The organism is Hymenobacter sp. YIM 151500-1, from assembly GCF_025979885.1.
Lineage (GTDB): Bacteria > Bacteroidota > Bacteroidia > Cytophagales > Hymenobacteraceae > Hymenobacter.
Genome location: NZ_CP110139.1, coordinates 2526084 through 2545258, shown reverse-complemented (window position 1 = coordinate 2545258; position 19175 = coordinate 2526084). Strand labels below are relative to the sequence as shown.

General features: G+C 60.9%; 19 protein-coding genes. 10 read left to right on the top strand and 9 right to left on the bottom strand.

Annotated features, from left to right (window positions below; translation table 11 throughout):
* Nucleotides 1-252: 252 nt before the first annotated feature.
* The 3 genes from OIS53_RS10605 (at nt 253) to OIS53_RS10595 (ending at nt 3159) form a co-directional block, all read left to right on the top strand.
* Nucleotides 253-1380: a trans-sulfuration enzyme family protein gene (locus OIS53_RS10605; RefSeq protein ID WP_264678545.1), complete on the top strand. Its 1128-nt coding sequence runs from the start codon at nt 253-255 to the stop codon at nt 1378-1380.
* Nucleotides 1381-1596: 216 nt separating this feature from the next.
* Nucleotides 1597-2058, top strand: a complete 462-nt coding sequence (locus OIS53_RS10600) for a DUF2147 domain-containing protein (RefSeq protein WP_264678544.1) — start codon at nt 1597-1599, stop codon at nt 2056-2058.
* Nucleotides 2059-2064: 6 nt separating this feature from the next.
* Nucleotides 2065-3159 (top strand): DUF6268 family outer membrane beta-barrel protein, encoded by a 1095-nt coding sequence (locus OIS53_RS10595; protein WP_264678543.1) that lies wholly within the window; start codon nt 2065-2067, stop codon nt 3157-3159.
* A 298-nt stretch (nt 3160-3457) separates the two neighbouring features.
* Here OIS53_RS10595 and OIS53_RS10590 read toward each other — a convergent pair whose 3' ends face one another.
* The 3 genes from OIS53_RS10590 to OIS53_RS10580 all read right to left on the bottom strand — a co-directional run bounded on the left by OIS53_RS10590 (nt 3458) and on the right by OIS53_RS10580 (nt 6140).
* Entirely contained in the window at nt 3458-4597 is a 1140-nt protein-coding gene (locus OIS53_RS10590; protein ID WP_264678542.1) for a DegT/DnrJ/EryC1/StrS family aminotransferase, read from the bottom strand.
* Between the two features lie 161 nt (nt 4598-4758).
* Nucleotides 4759-5475 (bottom strand): acetyltransferase, encoded by a 717-nt coding sequence (locus tag OIS53_RS10585; RefSeq protein ID WP_264678541.1) that lies wholly within the window; start codon nt 5473-5475, stop codon nt 4759-4761.
* Nucleotides 5472-6140 carry a sugar transferase gene (locus OIS53_RS10580; RefSeq protein ID WP_264678540.1) on the bottom strand — a complete coding sequence of 223 codons (669 nt, stop codon included), beginning with the start codon at nt 6138-6140 and terminating at the stop codon, nt 5472-5474. Before OIS53_RS10580 ends, OIS53_RS10585 begins: the two co-directional genes overlap by 4 nt.
* Before the next feature lie 107 nt (nt 6141-6247).
* On the opposite strand from OIS53_RS10580, the gene ispE reads away from it, so the two are divergent.
* Entirely contained in the window at nt 6248-7060 is an 813-nt protein-coding gene (gene ispE / locus OIS53_RS10575; protein WP_264678539.1) for a 4-(cytidine 5'-diphospho)-2-C-methyl-D-erythritol kinase, read from the top strand.
* Nucleotides 7061-7248: 188 nt separating this feature from the next.
* Here the strand turns inward: ispE and OIS53_RS10570 are convergent, their stop codons facing one another.
* The 3 genes from OIS53_RS10570 to tgt all read right to left on the bottom strand — a co-directional run bounded on the left by OIS53_RS10570 (nt 7249) and on the right by tgt (nt 10779).
* Nucleotides 7249-8160, bottom strand: a complete 912-nt coding sequence (locus tag OIS53_RS10570; RefSeq protein WP_264678538.1) for a DMT family transporter — start codon at nt 8158-8160, stop codon at nt 7249-7251.
* Between the two features lie 287 nt (nt 8161-8447).
* Complete coding sequence (locus OIS53_RS10565) at nt 8448-9524, bottom strand: LptF/LptG family permease (protein ID WP_264678537.1); 1077 nt, start codon at nt 9522-9524, stop codon at nt 8448-8450.
* 124 nt (nt 9525-9648) lie between these two features.
* Nucleotides 9649-10779 carry a tRNA guanosine(34) transglycosylase Tgt gene (gene tgt, locus OIS53_RS10560; protein WP_264678536.1) on the bottom strand — a complete coding sequence of 377 codons (1131 nt, stop codon included), beginning with the start codon at nt 10777-10779 and terminating at the stop codon, nt 9649-9651.
* A 155-nt stretch (nt 10780-10934) separates the two neighbouring features.
* On the opposite strand from tgt, the gene OIS53_RS10555 reads away from it, so the two are divergent.
* The 3 genes from OIS53_RS10555 (at nt 10935) to rsmG (ending at nt 13665) form a co-directional block, all read left to right on the top strand.
* Nucleotides 10935-12059, top strand: a complete 1125-nt coding sequence (locus tag OIS53_RS10555) for a glycosyltransferase (RefSeq protein WP_264678535.1) — start codon at nt 10935-10937, stop codon at nt 12057-12059.
* On the top strand, nt 12050-12667 hold the full coding sequence (locus OIS53_RS10550) for an RNA polymerase sigma factor (RefSeq protein ID WP_264678534.1): 618 nt from the start codon (nt 12050-12052) through the stop codon (nt 12665-12667). Before OIS53_RS10555 ends, OIS53_RS10550 begins: the two co-directional genes overlap by 10 nt.
* 347 nt (nt 12668-13014) lie before the next feature.
* Nucleotides 13015-13665 (top strand): 16S rRNA (guanine(527)-N(7))-methyltransferase RsmG, encoded by a 651-nt coding sequence (gene rsmG, locus OIS53_RS10545; protein WP_264678533.1) that lies wholly within the window; start codon nt 13015-13017, stop codon nt 13663-13665.
* Between the two features lie 59 nt (nt 13666-13724).
* Here the strand turns inward: rsmG and OIS53_RS10540 are convergent, their stop codons facing one another.
* Nucleotides 13725-14711, bottom strand: a complete 987-nt coding sequence (locus tag OIS53_RS10540) for a YheT family hydrolase (protein ID WP_264678532.1) — start codon at nt 14709-14711, stop codon at nt 13725-13727.
* Between the two features lie 309 nt (nt 14712-15020).
* On the opposite strand from OIS53_RS10540, the gene OIS53_RS10535 reads away from it, so the two are divergent.
* Together OIS53_RS10535 and rpsT are read left to right on the top strand one after the other, a co-directional pair.
* Nucleotides 15021-15788 (top strand): DUF4142 domain-containing protein, encoded by a 768-nt coding sequence (locus OIS53_RS10535; RefSeq protein WP_264678531.1) that lies wholly within the window; start codon nt 15021-15023, stop codon nt 15786-15788.
* Nucleotides 15789-16004: 216 nt separating this feature from the next.
* Nucleotides 16005-16262, top strand: coding sequence for a 30S ribosomal protein S20 (gene rpsT / locus OIS53_RS10530; RefSeq protein WP_264678530.1), 258 nt, complete (start codon nt 16005-16007; stop codon nt 16260-16262).
* Nucleotides 16263-16556: 294 nt separating this feature from the next.
* Here rpsT and pyk read toward each other — a convergent pair whose 3' ends face one another.
* Nucleotides 16557-17996, bottom strand: a complete 1440-nt coding sequence (gene pyk / locus OIS53_RS10525; protein ID WP_264678529.1) for a pyruvate kinase — start codon at nt 17994-17996, stop codon at nt 16557-16559.
* 243 nt (nt 17997-18239) lie between these two features.
* Nucleotides 18240-18668 (bottom strand): IPExxxVDY family protein, encoded by a 429-nt coding sequence (locus OIS53_RS10520; protein ID WP_264678528.1) that lies wholly within the window; start codon nt 18666-18668, stop codon nt 18240-18242.
* 162 nt (nt 18669-18830) lie between these two features.
* Here OIS53_RS10520 and OIS53_RS10515 point away from each other — a divergent pair, with 162 nt between their 5' ends.
* Nucleotides 18831-19067: an acyl carrier protein gene (locus tag OIS53_RS10515; RefSeq protein WP_073109216.1), complete on the top strand. Its 237-nt coding sequence runs from the start codon at nt 18831-18833 to the stop codon at nt 19065-19067.
* Nucleotides 19068-19175 lie beyond the last annotated feature (108 nt).

Here is a 19175-nt window from a genome sequence, read left to right as displayed (position 1 = left end):
GTAAGATTTATTATCGAATTAAGATAAAGCATTTCCCAGAAAGAGCTGCTGGGATTATGTATGAATCATGGTACTTTGTTCAGCTGCAACGTGGGGGCTGCCGGGAGGTCAATCGGCTACGGCTCATCTGAGCAGCGTCCCGCGGCAGCCGAAACAGCCGGCCAGGTGCGGCAGAACCGGAGCCGAGGCTGTAGCTTGCAGTCCGGGCCGGGCCGCCCACCCCAGAGCCCGCCGCCAGCAAACTTCCCACCCATGCACATTCACCCCAAAATCACCCCGATTTATCAGTCTTCCGTGTTCAAGTTTGAGGACCTGAACGAGCTGGAGCTGTACTTCGGGGAGGCCGGCAGCCGCTACATGTACTCACGCTACGCCAACCCGAATAGCGACGAGCTGGCCGAAGCCATCAGCCGCCTGGAGAAGGGGGCGGGGGCCGTGGCTACGGGCTCGGGGATGGCAGCCATTTTTGCGGCTATCCTGTGCTACTGCCAGGCCGGCGACCAGGTGCTCTGCGCCCAGGACATCTACGGGGGCTCCTCGTCCTTGCTCAACCAGGAGCTGGGTCGGCTGGGCATTTCGGTCGGCTACGTGCCCTTCGACGACCTCAGCCGCGACCTAACGCCCTACTTGCAGCCGCGCACCCGCCTGCTGCTCTGCGAAACCATCAGCAACCCGCTGCTACGGGTGGTGGGGCTGCGCGGAGCCGCCGAAGCCTGCCGTGCCCACGGCCTCAAGCTGGTGGTGGATAACACCTTCGCCACGCCCGTGCTCACCCGCCCCTTCGACCACGGCGCCGACCTGGTGGTGCACAGCGTAACCAAATACCTGGCCGGCCACTCCGACGTTACGGCCGGCGTGGCCGTGGCCCGCGCCCCCGAGGATGCGGCCCGACTCCGGCAAGTTGGGTCGCTGTTTGGGCTGACGCTGAGCCCCATGGAAAGCTGGCTGGCCGTGCGCGGCCTCAAAACCTTACGTTTGCGGGTGCAGGCGCACTGCCACAATGCCCAGGCCATAGCCGAGTTTCTGAGCCGCCACCCCGCCGTGCAGCAGGTGCACTACCCCGGTTTGCCCAACCACCCTCAGCACCTGCTGGCCGCCGACCAAGGCGGTACCTTGTTTGGCGGTATGCTCTCCTGCCGCCTGGCCGACGAGGCCGAGGTAGTTAACCGCTTCATGCGCCGCACGCGGCGGTTTCCGTTTGCACCCTCCCTGGCCGGGGTCGATTCGTCGTTGTCGTATCCGCTGGGCACGTCGCACCGCGCCCTCACGCCCGAGCAGCAGGCCGAGGTGGGCATTACCTCGGGGCTGGTGCGGCTGTCGGTGGGCATCGAGCCGGTGGAGGAGCTGCTCGCCGATTTGCAGCAGGCCCTGGACAGCTAGCGTTGTGGCTCCCGTTAGGCAGGTGGCCGGCTCGTGGCTGGGTGGCTGTGGTCCGCTGCGGAGCTGCTCCGGCGGTCGTCGGGCAGTTCGATGTCCGGTAGCGGCAGTCTGCTAACAGAATCACCGGCGTAGAAAGCGTGATTAAAGTCGGGCCAAAGCCTTCCTAATATGGATTGTAGTATTACTTTTATAGCAGTCAAATCTTCATTCTAACGTATGAACTGGATAAAAAGAATTCTGCTGACAAGCCTCGTGCTTGGTATTACACTGACGCTGGCTTTGGCCGCCGACAACCCCGACGCGGTACTGGGCGTCTGGAAAAACGGGGAAGGCACCGGTATGGTGCAGATTTACAAGCGGGGCGACAAGTACTTTGGGCGTATTGTGTGGCTGAAAGTGGCCAATAACCCCAACGGCACACCCCGTACCGACAGCAACAACCCGGAGGAAAAGCTGCGCAACCGCCCGTTGAAAGGCCTCGAAAACATGCGTGACTTCACGTACGTGGGCAACAACAAGTGGGAGTCGGGCAAAATCTACGACCCCAAAAATGGCAGCGACTATTCCTGCGAGATGACGCTTGTGGATGAGAATACGCTGGAAGTACGCGGCTTTATCGGCGTATCGCTGTTTGGCCGCACCGACGTGTGGAAGCGGCAGGTGATGAAGAAAAAATAGCCGGCTATGCCCAGACATTTCTCCTTTGCGCTGTTGCTGGCCGCCGGGCTTGGTGCCCTGTCCGCCGGCCGCGCCGGGGCCCAGGTGGCCCCGGTGCCCGCCGGTACCCCCTCGCCCGCTCCCGCCGACTCGCTGGATTTCGGCGAGTTCGGGGACGCCGACGACAAAAAAGTGCGCACGTTTGCCACGCAAAAAGTTCTGTTTCTGAGCCCCACCAAGCTGATTTCGGTGGGCTACGAGGGGCAGGCTGACTTTGACCTTACCTCCACGGGGCCGCACTTCGACCGGCCCCGCACCGGGCCGGACCCTATTCCGGTGGTAGAAACCACCCGGCCGGTAAACCGATTTGGGGGGCTGCGGCTGGGCGTCAACGCCCCGGTTATTTCCCGCTCCAGCTTCATCCTGAATCTGGGCCTGACCTACTGGAACACCGATGTGCGCCTGGACAACCCGGAGCAGTCGGCGCTGTTTGGAGCCCTGCGGCGCGGCCTGCGCTCCACGGGTGTGAATGCCACCGTGTTCAAGCCCTTCGACAACAAGCACTTCCTGCTGCTGCAAGCCAACGCCGACCTGAACGGCATCTACCGCAACCTCGACGACATCAGCAGCGAGGCTCTGACCTTCAGCGGCACGGCCATCTACGGCTGGAAACCTACCGACAACTACATGTGGGGCCTGGGCCTGACGCGCACCTACCGCGCGGGCCAGCTTCTTCATATTCCGGTGGTGTTCTACAACCGCACGTTCAGCCCGCGCTGGGGCGTGGAGGCCGTGTTTCCGGCCCGCGTCAACCTGCGGCGCAGCTTCGGCACCAGCTCGCTGCTGATGCTGGGCTACGAAATCGAGGGCAATGCCTACTACCTGGGCCCGGTGAACGGGCAGGACCTGTACCTGCGCCGGGGTGAGCTGAAGCCGCGCATCACCTACGAGCGGCAGCTGGCGGGCTTCGTCTGGCTGTCGGCGCAGGTGGGCTACCGCTACAACTGGCGGTTCAATGCCTTTGCTACGCAGAACCCCGAAGGAGACGATAATCCGGTATTCGATAATACCCTGGGTAACCCGCTCTACTTCAACGTGAGCGTGAATCTGGTAAGCCCTTAACCGAAGTGAGGAGAGGGCTGGCTGCGTAGCCGGGCGCGTGTGGCTTGCGCACTACACGCGCCCGGCAGCGCGCCAGACGCTGTAACAGGCTTGCAAGTGGGTAGAGGGGTAGATTTGTGCAGCCTCCTCAGGCTGGCTTCTTATTACGAGCTGCAACTCGGATAAGAAGCCAGCTTTTTTTGTGCTTCGTCAGCGTAAGTTGTACCCCGTCTACTGCATTTTGTGCTGCAAGAACTAGCCAGGGAACTTTATATACTAGACACCGGGTGTTTGTGCCTATTTTGGTAAAGCAACTGCGCTAGAAAGCTCCTGTAACGGCACTTGCCACGCGGTACAAATCGGAGTCGGTCATGGCCGAGCCGGACGGCAGGCACAAGCCGCGGGCAAATAGGGCAGCACAAACCTCGCCGCCAAACATGGGGGCACCGGCAAACAAGGGCTGCAAGTGCAGGGGCTTCCAGAGCGGCCGGCTTTCGATGTTGTGGGTTTCGAGGTGCTGGCGCAGCTGCTCGGGCGTAACGGTAGTCTCGGCAGGGTCGAGCAGGATGGTGGTGAGCCAGCGGTTGGCGTGGCCCCCGGCTGGCTCGGCCGGCCCGAAACGCAAGCCGGGCACGTCGCGCAGGTGTTCCTGGTACCAGGTGTAGATGGCGCGGCGCCGCTTCACGCGGTCCTCCAGCAGCTCCATCTGCCCCCGTCCAATGCCGGCCAGCAGGTTGCTGAGGCGGTAGTTGTAGCCCAGCTCGGAATGCTGGTAGTAGGGGGCCGGGTCCTTGGCTTGCGTGGCCCAGAATCGGGCTTTCTGCGCCCACTGCGGGTTATCGGTTACCAGGGCACCCCCGCCGCTGGTAGTCAGAATCTTATTGCCATTGAAGGAGAAAACACCCACTGCCCCAAACGTGCCCAGGGGCCGACCCTCGTAGCGGGAACCCAGCGCCTCGGCGGCATCTTCGAGCACGGGTACGCCAAACTCTTCGGCTACGGCCAGCACCTCGCGCAGGCGGGCGGGCATGCCGTAGAGGTGCACCAGAATCAGAGCTTTGGGCCGGCGGCCTTGCTGCTGCCGGGCTTGCAGGGCCTCGCGCAGCCGCTCGGGGCACAGGTTCCAGGTGTCGGCCTCGCTGTCCACAAACACCGGCGTGGCCCCGAGATAGGCAATGGGGTTGGCCGTAGCCACGAACGTAAATGACGGGCACATTACCTCGTCGCCGGGCCCCACGCCCAGCAGGCGCAGCCCCAGGTGAATGGCCGCCGTGCCCGAGGTGAGGGCTACGCAGTGCCGGGCACCCGTAAACTCGCAGATGTCGCGCTCAAACCCGTCGAGGTTGGGTCCGGCGGGCGCCACCCAATTGTCTTCAATGGCTTTATGCAGGTAGTTCAGCTCGTGGCGGCCGAGGTGGGGCGGAGAAAGATACAGTCGGTCGTAATCCTGGCTGCGCATGGGGGAGGGACTTAGGAGCTTGGGGACTTAGGATCTTAGATGACCTGGGCTCCGCTGCTGGCAAAATGAAGAAAATAAAAAGCTAAAAACAGCGAACCACAGCAGATAACACTGGTACACCCTAAGTCCCTAAGTCCCTAAGTCCCTAAGTCCCTAAGTCCCTAAGTCCCTAAGTCCCTAAGTCCCTTAACCACCTGGGCCGGCACACCTACGGCGGTGCAGTCTGGGGGAAGGTTGCGGATGGTTACGGCCCCGGCCCCCACAATGGTATTGGCTCCCACGCGCACCCGGTTGATGACGGTGGCGTTGGTGCCCAGGTACACGCCGGTTTCCAGATGAGCTTCGCCGCCTACGTTGGCATGTGGCATCAGAGAGCAAAAATCCTCCAAAATGGCATCGTGGCCGATGGTGCAGCCCAGGTTAAGCAGCACGTGGCGGCCCAGCCGAATGTCGCAGGTGAGAATGCAGCCCTGCCCAATGATGCAGCCCGCCCCGATGTGCAGGCGCTGGTAGGGCTGGCAGGCCACGGCCGGATGTACCAGGGTGGCAAACGTCAGCTGACTGGACGTGAGGCGGGCCACCACGGCGGCGCGGCTGCGGCTGTTGCCCACGGCCACCACCACGTGCAGTGGCTCGGCGGTGGCGTTGAGGTCGGCGGTGGTGCCCAGGTAGGGGAGGTCGTGGAGGCGGGAAGGGACCGGGGGCTGGTCGTCGTAGAAGCCTGCCAGCTCCCAGATAGGCTGGGCTTCGTTGATGTGGCGGGCCAGCACCAGCACCTCGCGCCCCAGGCCACCCGCGCCCACAATGACCAGCCGCGGCAAGGCGGCGGACGCTTCAGCCAACGGGGCAGCGGCCGGAAGGGTAGCGGAGAAGCTCATGCGGGAAAAAGTGGCTCGGGAGCGGTTGAGGATGTGGTAGGGGAGGAGCCGGTGAAGGCTGTGGTGGTAGCCTGGCCGGGCGCCGTCACGCCCCGCGCCCCCAGCACGCGCAAGGCAGTGCGCCCCAGAATGCGCGCGTCCAAGGCAAAAGACACATGATCGATGTACCAGACATCGAAGGCAAATTTCTCTTCCCAGCTAATAGCGTTGCGGCCGTTGACCTGGGCCCAGCCCGTGATGCCGGGCCGCACCTCGTGGCGGCGGGCCTGCTCGGGCGAGTACAGCGGCAAATACTGCTCCAGCAGGGGCCGCGGGCCCACCAGGCTTAGGTCGCCGCGCAGCACGTTCCAGAGCTGGGGCAGCTCGTCGAGGGAAGAGGCCCGCACCCAGCGGCCCAGGCGGGGCAGGCGGGCGGCGTCGGGCAGCAGCTGGCCCTGGGCGTCGCGGCGGCTGGTCATGGTTTGGAGCTTGTAGAGCGTAAACAGCCGCCCGTGCCAGCCCGGCCGCCGCTGCCGAAACAGCCAGGAGCCGCCGTTTTGCAGGGCCAGCAAGGCCGCTACCAGGGCCAGCACCGGCAGCGCCAGCAGGAGCAGCGGTGCGGCCACGGCCACGTCGAGCAGGCGCTTGCCGCGGCGGAGGTACCAGGAAGTTGCGGCGGAGGGCATATTGGGAGCTACAAGCTTCAGGCTGCAAGCTACAAGCTTCGGCTTAATAGAATCGTAGCTGAACGGAAGCTTGTAGCTTGCGGCTTGAAGCTTGTAGCTCTCTACCTATGCTCGTCTTCCCCAACGCCAAGCTCAACCTCGGCCTCTACATTACGGGCCTGCGTCCGGACGGCTTCCGAAACCTCGAATCGGTATTTGTGCCCCTGCCCTGGACGGATGCCCTGGAGGTGCTGCCCGCCGCCGAAACCACGCTCACCCTCACCGGCCTGCCCATCCCCGGCGACCCGGCCACCAACCTGTGCTTGCGGGCCTACGAGTTGCTGAAGGCTGATTTTGAGCTTCCCCCCGTGCAGCTGCACTTGCACAAAGTGGTGCCCATCGGGGCCGGGCTGGGCGGCGGCTCCAGCGACGCCACCTTTGCCCTGCGCGCCCTCAACGACCTGTTCAGCCTGGGCTTAGGACTCGAAACGCTGGAAAGCTACGCCCGCCGCCTGGGCGCCGACTGTGCCTTTTTCATCCGCAACCAGCCGGTATTTGCCTATGAGAAGGGCGACGTATTCGACAGCATTAGTCTCGACTTAACTGGCACGGCCTGCAAAGTGGTGTACCCCGGCCTGCACATCAGCACGGCCGAGGCCTACGCCCGCGTGCAGCCCCACCCCCCGCGCCACGATTTGCGCGCGGCTATGGCTCAGCCCCTCGACACCTGGCGCCACACCGTCAGCAATGATTTTGAAGAGGCGCTAACTCCGCACTACCCCGTACTCGGCGACATCAAAGCCCAGCTTTACGCCGCCGGGGCTGCCTACGCCAGCCTATCCGGCTCCGGCTCGGCGGTGTACGGGCTGTTTCCGGGCCGGGAGCAGCTTCCCAGGTTGAACTTTCCGGCTGAGTTTACGGTGTGGGACGGATGGCTGTAGGGGCGCGTCGCACGCGCCCGGCCGGCCGAACAGCCCACGTCGAGTGGCTACACAAGATGTAACGCGAAGTTGTACTTCGCGAGGCGTTAGAACGATGTCGTTAATTCGTCTCGTTCTTGCGCCTCGCGAAGTATAACTTCGCGTTACATCTTGTGTAGCCACTCGACGTGGGCGCGGGCACCGCGCCCCTACACCAGGACCTGCCGCCGCTGGTTCCACTGGTCGAGCACGGGGTGGATTAGCACGCTGAGCAGGATAACCACCGTGCCGAGGTAGAAGCCAGTAGACAGCCGCTCCTGGCCGAAGCCAGGGATGCGTAGCGTGTACATGAGCACGGCTAGTAGAATGCCGTACACGGGCTCCAGGTTGATAGTGAGGTTGACGACAAAAGCCGAAATGCGCTTCATCAGCTCTACCGATGTAGAAAAGGCGTACACCGTGCACACGCCGGCCAGCACCAGCAGCCACAGCCAGTCGTAGCCGCTCAGGGCTAGCCGCAGACCCGCGCCGCCCGTGAAGTAGCGGCTGTAAATGGGAAAAAACAGCGCAATGCTCAGGCAGGCGCCGGCCATTTCGTAGAAGGTGAGCCGCAGCGGCGGGTGGCGCTTCACCAGCTTCACATTGAGCACGCTGAACAGCGCCGACAGCCCCGCCGACAGCATGGCCACCAGCAGCCCCGCCAGCTGATCCAGCTCGGCCTGCGACACCAGGTACAGCCCCACCATGGTCAGCAGCCCCAGGCCCACTTCGTAGAGGCGCACCCGCCGCCACAGCAGCAGGGGCTCCAGCAACGACGTCCACAAGGCCAGCGTCGCCATGCCCGCCAGGCACACACTCACCGACGACAGGCGCGCGGCCAGAAAGAACGTAATCCAGTGCGTGGCTACCAGGGCGCCCACGCCCAGCAGGCGCAGGGCCTCGCCGGCCGGCACCCGCCACGGCTGCCGCCGCATCAGCAGCAGCCCCGCCAGCCCCGCCGAGGCCAGCAACGTGCGCCAAAACACCAGCTCCACCGGCGGCACCGAAATCAGCTTGCCCAGAATGGCCGTGAAGCCCCACAGCAACACAATGAAATGCAGGCGGAGGTAGTCGTTGAGCATTGAATAAATGAGTGAATGAGTAGATGAGTGAATGAGTAAATGAATGGATAATTAAATGGGTAGCCCTAGCGGGGCGACATATCGGTAGAATTCAGCACTTATGCTGCTTATTGAGCCCCAGCAGGACGACACTCATCGTTAAACGATTGTGTCGCCCCGCTGGGGCTTTTACCCTTTCATCATCTGGTTTACTACCGATATGTCGCCCCGCCGGGGCTATGTCTGCACCCATCCACTCATTTACTCATTTACTCATTCACTCATTCACTCATTCACTCATTTCAAAGTCACCTTGGCACCACCCGGTACAGCACCAGCCCGATGCCGGTGAAGACCAGGTTAGGTACCCAGGCCGCCAGCAGGGGCGAGAGGCTGCCCACGGCCGCAAAGTTGCGGCTCAGAATAACGAAGATGATGAACACAAAGGCCAGCACGAAGCCCAGGGCAATTTGCCCGCCCACACCGGCCCGGCTCTTGCGCGCACTCATAATCACCCCAATCACCGTCAGGATAAACATGGCGTAGGGGTAGGCGTACCGCTCGTACTTCTCGCTCAGGTACACCTGCGTGTCGTCGGCGCCCCGGTCAATTTTCTGCTGGATGTAGCGGTTCAGCTCGGGCAGGGTCATGGTTTCGCCCAGGCGGTAGGTGCTGGCGAAGTCCTTGGGGTAGAGGTTAAGCGTAGTGTCGCGGGCGGGCAGGCTTTGCAGGGTTTCCTGCTCGCCCCGAAACGTGCGCACTAGCTGGGGCGTCAGGTGCCACGCTTTTTTGGTCGAGTCCCAGGTAATGGCCTCGGCGGTCAGGCGCCGCTTCAGCAGCGTGCCGTCAATGGTTTCCAGCGCAAAGCGGTAGCCCACGTTGTTCACGTTGTCGTAGCTCTCCATGAACACGTAGCTCTGGGGCCCGATTTTGAAGTGCACGTTGCGGGCGTCGAAGCGGTAGGGGTTCTTGATGTAGGCCTTCTCAAAAGCCACCCGGGTTTTGTTGGCCAGCGGAATAATCCAACCCGTCATAGCCATGGTTAAAGCGCCCAGAATGGCACTGCCCATGACGTAGGGCAGCAAAAACCGCTTGAAGCTGATGCCCGAGGCCAGAATAGCCACTACCTCCGTGCGGGCCGCCAGCTGGGCCGTCACAAACACCACCGCAATAAACACCGTGATGGGGGAGAGCAGGTTGGCGAAGTACGGAAACAGGTTCACGTAGTACTCCGAAAAAATCTGCCACGCCCCCAGGTTGTGCTGGATGAAGTCGTCGTTTTTCTCCGTGAAGTCAATCACGCAGATAACCGACACCAGCAGCACCACCGCAAAGAAAAAGGCAGTCAGAAACTTCTTAAGGATGTATTTATCGAGAAGGCGCATGGATAGCGTATCTGAACGTCAAGCTGAGCGCAGCCGAAGCATCTCTACCGCTTCGTTGCAATAGTAATCCAACGAAGTGGTAGAGATGCTTCGGCTGCGCTCAGCAGGACAAACGATTTTTGTACTACAGCCGCGTCATCACCTGCTGCACCATCCGGTCTTTCCACGCGCGGAAGGTACCGGCCAGAATCTGCTGGCGGGCTTGCTTCACCAGCCACAGGTAAAAGGTGAGGTTGTGGATGGAGGCAATTTGCGGGCCCAGCATTTCCTGGCTCTGGAAGAGGTGGCGCACGTAGGCTCTCGAATAAAACGTGCTGACGTAGCCGCCTAGTTCAGCGTCAATCGGCTCGAAGTCGGTGGCCCATTTCTTATTGGTAATGTTCATAATGCCCTGGGTGGTGAACAACATGCCGTTGCGGGCGTTGCGGGTGGGCATTACGCAGTCAAACATATCCACGCCCAACGCTATATTCTCCAGGATATTGGCCGGCGTGCCCACGCCCATCAGGTAGCGGGGCCGGTCCGGAGGCAGAATGTCGCAGACCAGCTCAGTCATCTCGTACATCAGCTCGGCCGGCTCGCCCACGCTCAGGCCCCCGATGGCGTTGCCCTCGCGCCCCTGCTCGGCCACAAACTCCGCCGACTTCACCCGCAGGTCTCGGAACGTGGAGCCCTGCACAATCGGGAATAGCGTCTGGCGGTAGCCGTAGTATCCTTCCGTGGAGTCGAACCGCTCGATGCAGCGCCGGAGCCAGCGGTGGGTCATGTCCAGGGAGCGGGCGGCGTACTGGTAGTCGCAGGGCCAGGGCGTGCATTCGTCGAAGGCCATGATGATGTCGGCCCCGATGGTGCGCTGGATGTCCATGACGCCCTCCGGCGAAAACAGGTGCTCAGAGCCATCAATGTGGGAGCGGAACTTGACGCCCTCCTCCTTGATTTTGCGCGTGCCACTCAGCGAATACACCTGGTAGCCGCCCGAGTCGGTAAGGATGGGCCGGTCCCAGCCGTTGAACCGGTGCAGGCCGCCGGCCTGGCGCAGCACTTCCAGGCCGGGGCGCAGGTAGAGGTGGTAGGTATTGCCGAGGATAATCTGAGCCTGCACGTCCTGCTTCAGGTCGCGCTGCTGCACGGCTTTCACGGTGCCGGCCGTGCCCACGGGCATAAAAATCGGGGTTTCGATGGCGCCGTGGTCGGTGTGCACCACCCCGGCGCGGGCCTTGGAATGTGGGTCCTGCGTTACGAAGTCGAAGGTCATTGGAAAAGCTACAAGCTGTAGGCTGCAAGCTGCAAGCAGTAAGTCTGGGCTTGTAGCCTGTAGCTTGCAGCTTGCAGCTTGCAGCTTTTCAACGCAAAGGTACTCGCCCCACCCCGAATGCCTACTTTTACCGGCTGAATCATCCGCCCGCCGTTTTGCCGTTTCACCTGTCTCCGGCCGTGTGGCTGCTGCTGGCCTCCGTGCTGGTGCAGCTGCTCTACGCCGCTTACTACTTCCTGCCCTTCGCCCGCCGGCCCGCGGCCCCGGCACCTGCGCCGGAGGGCGCCGAGCCGGTGTCGGTGTTGGTATGCGCCCACAACGAAGAAGAAAACCTGCGCCGCCTGCTGCCCCGGCTGCTTCAGCAAGACTACCCCGCCGGCTTTGAAATCGTGCTCATCGACGACCGGTCCACCGATGGCACCGCCCTCTATGTGCAGCAGCTGGCCCAATACTATCCGCACGTGCACCTCGTTACGGTAGCCAGCACGCCGGCCGGCCTCTCACCCAAAAAATACGCCCTTACCCTGGGCATCAAAACCACCAGCTACTCGCGGCTGTTATTCACCGATGCCGACTGCGTGCCGGCCACCCAGCAGTGGCTCGGGCTGATGCAGAGCGGGTTTCAGCATCCCGCCGATGTAGTGCTGGGTTACTCGCCCTACACGCAGGAAACCGGCTTTTTGAATAAGTTAATTCGATTTGAAACCTTCCTCACAGGGGCACAGTATTTGTCGTTCGCGTGGCGCGGCCGGGCCTACATGGGCGTGGGGCGCAACCTTGCCTACACCCGGCAGGTCTTTCACCTGACCAAGGGCTTTGCCTCTCACATCCGCAGCCTGGGCGGCGACGACGACCTGCTGGTGCAGGATGCCGTGGCCCGCGGTGCCCGCGTGGCGGTGGTAGCCGAGCCCCAAGCGCACATCCTGAGCCAGCCCGCCCGCAGCTGGGGCGCGTGGTGGCGGCAAAAACGGCGGCACCTGTCGGCGGGCCACCGCTACCGCTGGCCCGACCGGCTCCGCCTCGGGACCTTTATCGGGGCCAACCTGGTTTTTTACGGTACGGCAATCGGCCTGCTGTTTTCCCCGTCCAATTGGGTACTTTTGGCCGCAGTGTGGGCGGTACGCACCGTGGCTGTCACGGTAGTGTACGACCAGCTCAGCCGCCGGCTCGACGACCAGCTGCCCCCCGCCTGGGTGCCCGTCCTCGACGCTGTGTATTTTTTTTGTTATCTCGCTCTAGGAATCTCGCTGTTCCTCTACCGTACCCTCCGATGGAAGTAAATAATCAGGAAAAACAGTTTTCAGCTAAAGCCAAGCACGACTTCAAGCTGATTCGCGCGGCCGTGGAGCAAGGCGACGAAAAGGCGTATGCCGAGCTGATGCAGATCTACAAAAAGCCCGTGTACCACGTGGTACTGAAGATGGTGCGCAACCCCGACGACGCCGAAGATCTGACCATCGAAGCCTTCGCCAAGGCCTTTAAAAACCTGCACAAATTCAATCCCGAGTTTGCGTTTAGCACCTGGCTGTTCCGCATTGCCACCAACAACTGCATTGACTTTATTCGGAAGAATAAAATCAAAACCATGTCGATTGACTCGGCCATCAAAATCGACAACGGCGACGAAATCACCATCGACTTCCGCGACCAGAACCTGAACCCCCAGGAAACGGCCATTAAGAACCAGAAAATCGAAATCATGCAGCACGTGGTGTCACGGCTGCCCGAGAAATACCAGCGCCTCGTTACGCTGCGCTACTTCGATGAGCTGAGCTACGAGGAAATTGCCCAGGAGCTAAAAGCCCCGCTGGGCACCGTCAAAGCCCAGCTCCACCGCGCCCGGGAGCTGCTCTACGACATGGTGAAAAACAAAAAAGAGTTTATCTAGCCGAAAAGCCCCGCCAGGGGCTTTTTCCATGTAGCGCCGGGCCGAACCACACGAACGGAGCGAGTAGTTCAGGCAGTAGGCAGATACTGGCAGGTACTGGCGCGAGGTTAGCGCAGCGTACCTCGTGCCGGCGCATGAAGTGGAGGCTGCGCCTCCACTGCCGCGCCAGCGGCAAGCCGGGACCGGGCCATTAGTACCGGTAGGTGTCGTTCTGGCGGGGGAGGCGCAGCCTCCCGTCATGGTCGGCACGAGGTACGCTGCGCTAAACTCGCGCCAGCTACAAACCAGCACCCGTGCTAAGTTTTCGCTCTGCATTGCGCCGGCTATACTCAGCGGTGCAGCCTACGATGCCCTATCCTACCTTTGCCGGCACGATGGACATCCTCTTTCACTACTTCCCGCAGCTTACTGACCACCAGCGCCAGCTGTTTCAGCAGCTCGAAACCGAGTTTCGGGGCTGGAATGAGCGCCTGAATCTGGTGGCCCGCACCGATGTGGGCAACCTGGCCGAGCGCCACTTTCTGCACTCCCTGGGCATAGCCAAAGTGGTGGAATTTGCGCCCGGCGCCGCGGTGCTCGATGTGGGCACGGGCGGCGGCCTGCCAGGGTTGCCGCTGGCCATTCTGTTCCCGGAGGTAAAGTTTCATCTGGTGGACAGCATTGGCAAGAAGATTCACGCCGTGCAGGAAATGGCCCGTGCCCTGCACCTGGTCAACCTTACGGCCGAGCAAATCCGGGCCGAGCAGCTGCGCCCCAAGTACGACTACATCGTGAGCCGAGCCGTGGCCCGCCTGGGCACCTTCCACGGCTGGATTGCCCACCGCTACAAACCCCGCGGTACCGCCGCCCCCGGCAGCGGCCTCTACTACCTCAAAGGCGGCGACCTGACCGAGGAAATCAAAGAATCCGGCCTCCCGGCCAAAGTAGTTGACCTCAAGGATTTCTTCGCAGAAGAATTCTTTGAGACCAAAAAGGTAGTTGTAGTGCCGAACTCCTAAACTTCAGCTATTGCGAGGGGGCACAACGAAGCACCCGCAGGAAGGCGGAGCAATAACAGCTACGCCGGCACCTCGGCCGTCAGAAACTCTACGGCGCGACGCTCGGAGTAGTATTCGCCATCGGGCGTGCCTTCACCAAAGCCTACGTGGCCGCCCTCGGAAGGCGTTTCCAGGAACACGTAGGGGCTCTGGGCGGCTATTTCGCGCGGGAAGCAGGAGGGCGGCAGGAACGGGTCGTTCTGGGCGTTGACCAGCAGCGTCGGAATGCGGATGCCGCTGAGGTAGCGGCCGGAGCTGGCATGCTCGTAGTACTCGTCGGCGGAGGTGAAGCCGTGCATGGGCGCCGTGAATCGGTCGTCGAACTGGGGGAAGTCGGCCAGCTGGTCGAGGTCGGAGAGGTCGATTTGGCCGGGCAGCAGGGCGGCTTTCTGGCGCATCTTCGCCCGCAAGGATTTCAGGAAACGACGCAGGTAAATGCGGTTTTCGCGGCGGGCAATGTGGTAAGAGCTGGACTTAAGGTCGGTGGGCACCGAAAACACCGCCGCCCGCTGCACCTCGCGCGGCACGCGGGCCGGGTTTTCGCCCAGGTACTTCAGCGTCACATTGCCGCCGGCCGAGAAGCCCGTCAGGTACACGCGCCGGTAGCGGCCCGTGCCCAGGGCGTAGCGCACCACAAAGTCGAGGTCGTCGGTGTCGCCGAGGTGGTAGGAGCGGAGCAGGCGGTTCATTTCGCCGCTGCAGCTGCGGTAGTTCCAGGCCAGGACGTCCATACCGGCCTGGTTGAGGGCCCGCACCATACCCCGCACGTAAGGCCGGCCGGCGTCGCCCTCCAGCCCGTGCGACACAATGCCCAGGGCGTCGGTCGGCGGCTCGGCCGGCAGCCGCGACCAGTCCAGGTCCAGAAAGTCGCCGTCGTCGGTTTCTACCCGCTCCCGGTCGTAGCGTACCTCGGGCACTGTGCGCCACAGGCTGGGCACGATGGTTTGCAGGTGGCCATTGAAGAGGTAGAAAGGCGGCTGATAACGGGATTCGGCAACGAGCGGCATACAGATACAAGCAGAAGCGGTGAGGCTACGTCAGATAAGTAAAGATAACCCGGACGCGAGTAGGCAAGCCTGCAAGTAGCTCAAAATCTACCCAGCCCGACACTGCTTGCCAAACTCTGCCCAGGGTCAGAAAGTTGCCGTGGCGTATAGAGAATATAAGATGTAAATAGTTGAAATTCAGAACTCAACAGTGAATTTTGTTTGAAAAATTATCGGGTGAAAGTGTTGACCAGTCTTCTTAGTAGTCGTATAAAAAAAGCAACATCCCTACCCCACATTCCAGACCTTTTACCTGCACATCTTATGAAAATGAAAAAAACGAAAGTAATTCCCCAGATTTTGGTAGCCAGTACGCTACTGTTGGGCACGGCGTGCAGCACCACCAACACCGGCACGGGCGCCGGTACCACTTCCGGCAGCAGCACCAGCACGGATGCTAGCGGCAGCAGCGGGGCTACCGGTAGTGGCACCGTTAACAGCAACAGCGCCGCTACCAACGCGGCGGGCTCACCCAGCACAGGAGCTATTGGCTCGGGTGCTGGCGCCGGCACTAGCTCTACGGGCTTCACCGGTACGGCTGGTACGGCCGGAGCCACCGGCGCCGATGCCGCCGCTGACCCCACGGCGTTTATGGCCACTTTCGCCACCATGCAAGACCCGGTGTTCCTGATGAATGCGGCCAGCAGCAACATGCTGGAAATCCAGGCGGGCCAGATGGCCGCCCAGCGGGCCACGAATCCCGACGTGAAGAAGTTCGCCCAGATGATGGTCGACCACCACACCAAGGCCACGCAGCAGCTGAAAACGGTTGCTACTCCGCTCAGCGTGCAAATGCCGCAAACCCTGATGCCCGTGCATCAGGCCATGCTGGACCGGCTGGCCGCCAAGTCGGGCAAGGATTTCGACGAGGAATACATGGACCTAATGGAAGCAGCGCACAAGATGGACATTGCCATGTTTGAGGTGAAGGGCAAGCGCGCCGATGTGCCTGCCGTCCAGTCCTTCGCCACCCAAACGCTGCCCATGCTTCGCTCGCACGGCACCATGGCCGGGGAGGTAGAGAAGAAGGTGGATTAGCAAAGCGGACTACCGCACGGTTATTCTTCCACATACAAAGCAGGGAATTCGGGTTAGTCTCACGTGGCTAGCCTGGGTTCCCTGTTTGGCAGTATTAGGACCCGCGAACCGACTTATGCCGATGCGCTACGCAGGGTTTGCTATTTCAAACCAAAGCCTTACCTTTGCACTCCTCAATTGAATTGATTTCGAGCAGAAGACCATTTTCTCTACCCCATGGCAAATCATAAGTCGGCCCTGAAGCGCATCCGTTCCAACGAAGCGAAGCGCGTGCTGAACCGTTACCAGGCTAAATCTACCCGCACAGCCATCAAGAAGCTGCGCGCTACCACCGATGCTACGGCGGCGCAGGAGCTGCTGAAGAAAGTATCGTCGATGCTGGACCGCCTGGCCAAGAAGAACATCATTCACAAGAACAAAGCCGCCAACAACAAGTCGAAGCTGGCGAAGTTCGTGAAGTCGCTGGCTGCCTAAGCAGCGAATCGGCGCTCTGCTCTCAAATACATAAAAAGGCCCTGAACGTGAGTTCAGGGCCTTTTTGCGTTGTAAATGATTAAGTGAATGAAGACCGTCATGCTGAGCTTGCCGAAGCATCTCTACCGAGGGTAACTATTGATGACTGCAACGAAGCGGTAGAGATGCTTCGGCAAGCTCAGCATGACAGGTAGCCTCTAACGTCAGCACGCAGGATGCTTCAGCTGCGCTCAGCAGGACAGTCTCCACTCACCATTTAACCGCTTCACTACTCATCACTTCACCAACTCACCGCTACGCCACGCTCACTTTCACCATGTTGGTTTTGCCTTTCTCGTTGATGGGCATGGAGGCAGTGTTGATGAAGACGTCGCCCTTGCTGAGGTGGCCGGTGGTGGTAAGAATGTACTTGATGTCCGACACGGTGCCGTCGGTGCTCACCATCCGGTCGTAGTAGAAGCCACGCACGCCCCAAATCAGGCTCAGGGTCGTGAGCAGGGGGCGGTTGTCGGTGAAGATGAAGATGTTGGCTTTGGGACGGTACTTGGCAATCTGGAAGGCCGTGTAGCCGCGGTGGGTCATGCCGGTAATGGCCTTGGCGCCCGTGTTTTTGGCCAAGTGGCAGGCCGCCGACAGCACACTGTCCACCATAAACGTGGGCGACTCCGGAGTGATGGGGTACCAGTGGTGAAACAGGCTGGGCATGCGGCTTTCCACGCTGCTGATGGTGCCCACCATGGAGCGAATCACCTCGGCCGGGTACTGGCCCACGGCCGTTTCCGCCGACAGCATCAGGGCATCGGCCCCGTCCATCACGGCGTTGGCTACGTCGCTGGTTTCGGCGCGGGTGGGGCGGGGGGCCGAAATCATACTCTCCATCATTTGCGTGGCCACGATGACGGGCTTGCCGGCCTTATTGCACTTCTCTACAATCAGTTTCTGGGCCATCGGCACCTCTTCCATCTTCACCTCCACGCCTAGGTCGCCGCGGGCCACCATCACGGCGTCGGTCAGGGCAATGATTTCATCGAGGTTGCGCAGGCCTTCCGGCGTCTCAATCTTGGCAATAACGCGCGCCATCTTGCCACTTTCGGCAATCAGATTTTTGATGAAGCGGATGTCCTCGGCGCGGCGCGCAAACGACAGGGCAATCCAGTCCACGTCATTGTCGAGGCCGAATTTCAGGTCTTCGATGTCCTTTTCGGTCATGCTCGGGGCCGACACTTCGGAGTCGGGCAGGTTGATGCCCTTGCGGGGCTTTACGAGGCCGCCGTAAATCACCTCCACGTCCACTTCCTTGTCCCGGTCGGTGGCCAGCACGCGCAACTCAATCTTGCCGTCGTCAATCAGAATCATGTCGCCGGGCTTCACGTCGCGGGCTAGGCCCAGGTAAATCGTGCTCAGGCGCGTGGCCGTGCTGATTTCCTTCTCCCCGCACACCAGCTTGATTTTGTCGCCGGGCTTGATTTCCACGCCCCCGCCTTCTACTTCGCCCAACCGGATTTTGGGCCCCTGCAAGTCTTGGAGCAAGCCCACGTGCGTGCGCATATCCTTGTTGAGGCGGCGCACGGTATTAATCACCGACAAGTGGTCTTCATGGGAGCCGTGGGAGAAGTTGAGGCGGAACACATCCACACCCTCACGAATAAGCATACCCAGCTTCTCGTAAGTGTTGGACGCCGGCCCAACGGTGGCAACAATCTTGGTTCTATTGAAATGCGGACGAGGTTCCATGAGTAGGGGCTTAGGAGCTTGGGGTCTTAGTTTTTAGACAGACTAGTTACAATGCGCGACAATGCGCGCAGCATTGTACGGTGAAAACCAATGTAACGCGACCCGCGGGAAGGCGAAGTCAAGTTTTACTTCACGAGGCGTCAGAACGAAACCGTTTACATAGCCTCGTTCTAGCGCGTCGCGAAGTAAAACTTGGCTTCGCCTTCCCGCGGGTCGCGTTACATTCCTGTGGTAGTACGTGCCTCAAAAGAGCAGATTTTCTTTGAATTGCAAGGAATTGGGGTCGAGCTGGCTGACGAGCTGCACCTCGGGCAGGGCGTCAAGGCTGGCCAGCAGAGCGGGGGCAGCCAGTCCGCCCACGCCGTTGCTGATTTGCAGCAAGTAGTCGTACTCCTTGATATCGGGGGCCAGGAAGGGCTTTTTCAGCGGCGACGGGTCTACGGAGCGGTTGCGCAGCAGGCGCAGGGTCAGATGCTCGGTGGCGTGCAGGTAGTTGCTGATGACCAAGCGCCCGCGCGCCAGCAGGTCGTACACCAGGTCGGGTTGCTTCACCAGGCGCAGGTGCAGCACCCGGTTCAGCACCCAGGCCAGCGTATGCTCCCGCGACGACGACACCAGCCCGAACAGGTCGAAGTCGCAGTCGTAGTCAACGTCGAGCGTAAGGGTTTTCATGGGTGGCAGCAGGGCAAAGAAGCGGCAAAAGTAAGCACCGCCGTACCCGAAAGGAACCCCGACAGTCATAATCTTGTACCGGGAAGAATCGGGCGGGGATGTTTGACAATGTTAGGGAAGATGGTGTTATTTGTGCCGAGTTTTCTTCAAACCCCCACGGAAATGTCTGAAATTGCAGAAAAAGTAAAGGCCATCATCATCGATAAACTCGGCGTAGAAGCTTCGGAAGTTACTCCGGAGGCCAGCTTCACCAACGACCTGGGTGCCGACTCGCTGGACACCGTCGAGCTGATCATGGAATTTGAAAAAGAATTCAACGTGTCGATTCCGGACGACCAGGCCGAGAACATTGCCACCGTGGGCCAAGCTATCAGCTACCTCGAAGAGCACGCCAAATAGTACTGAGTATTAGGTAGTTGGTATTAGGTAATTAGAAGGTGTAGCCAAGCGTGTCGCCGGCCATCCTTTAAGCTAGTTACCTACTACTTACTACCCAATACCTGCTAC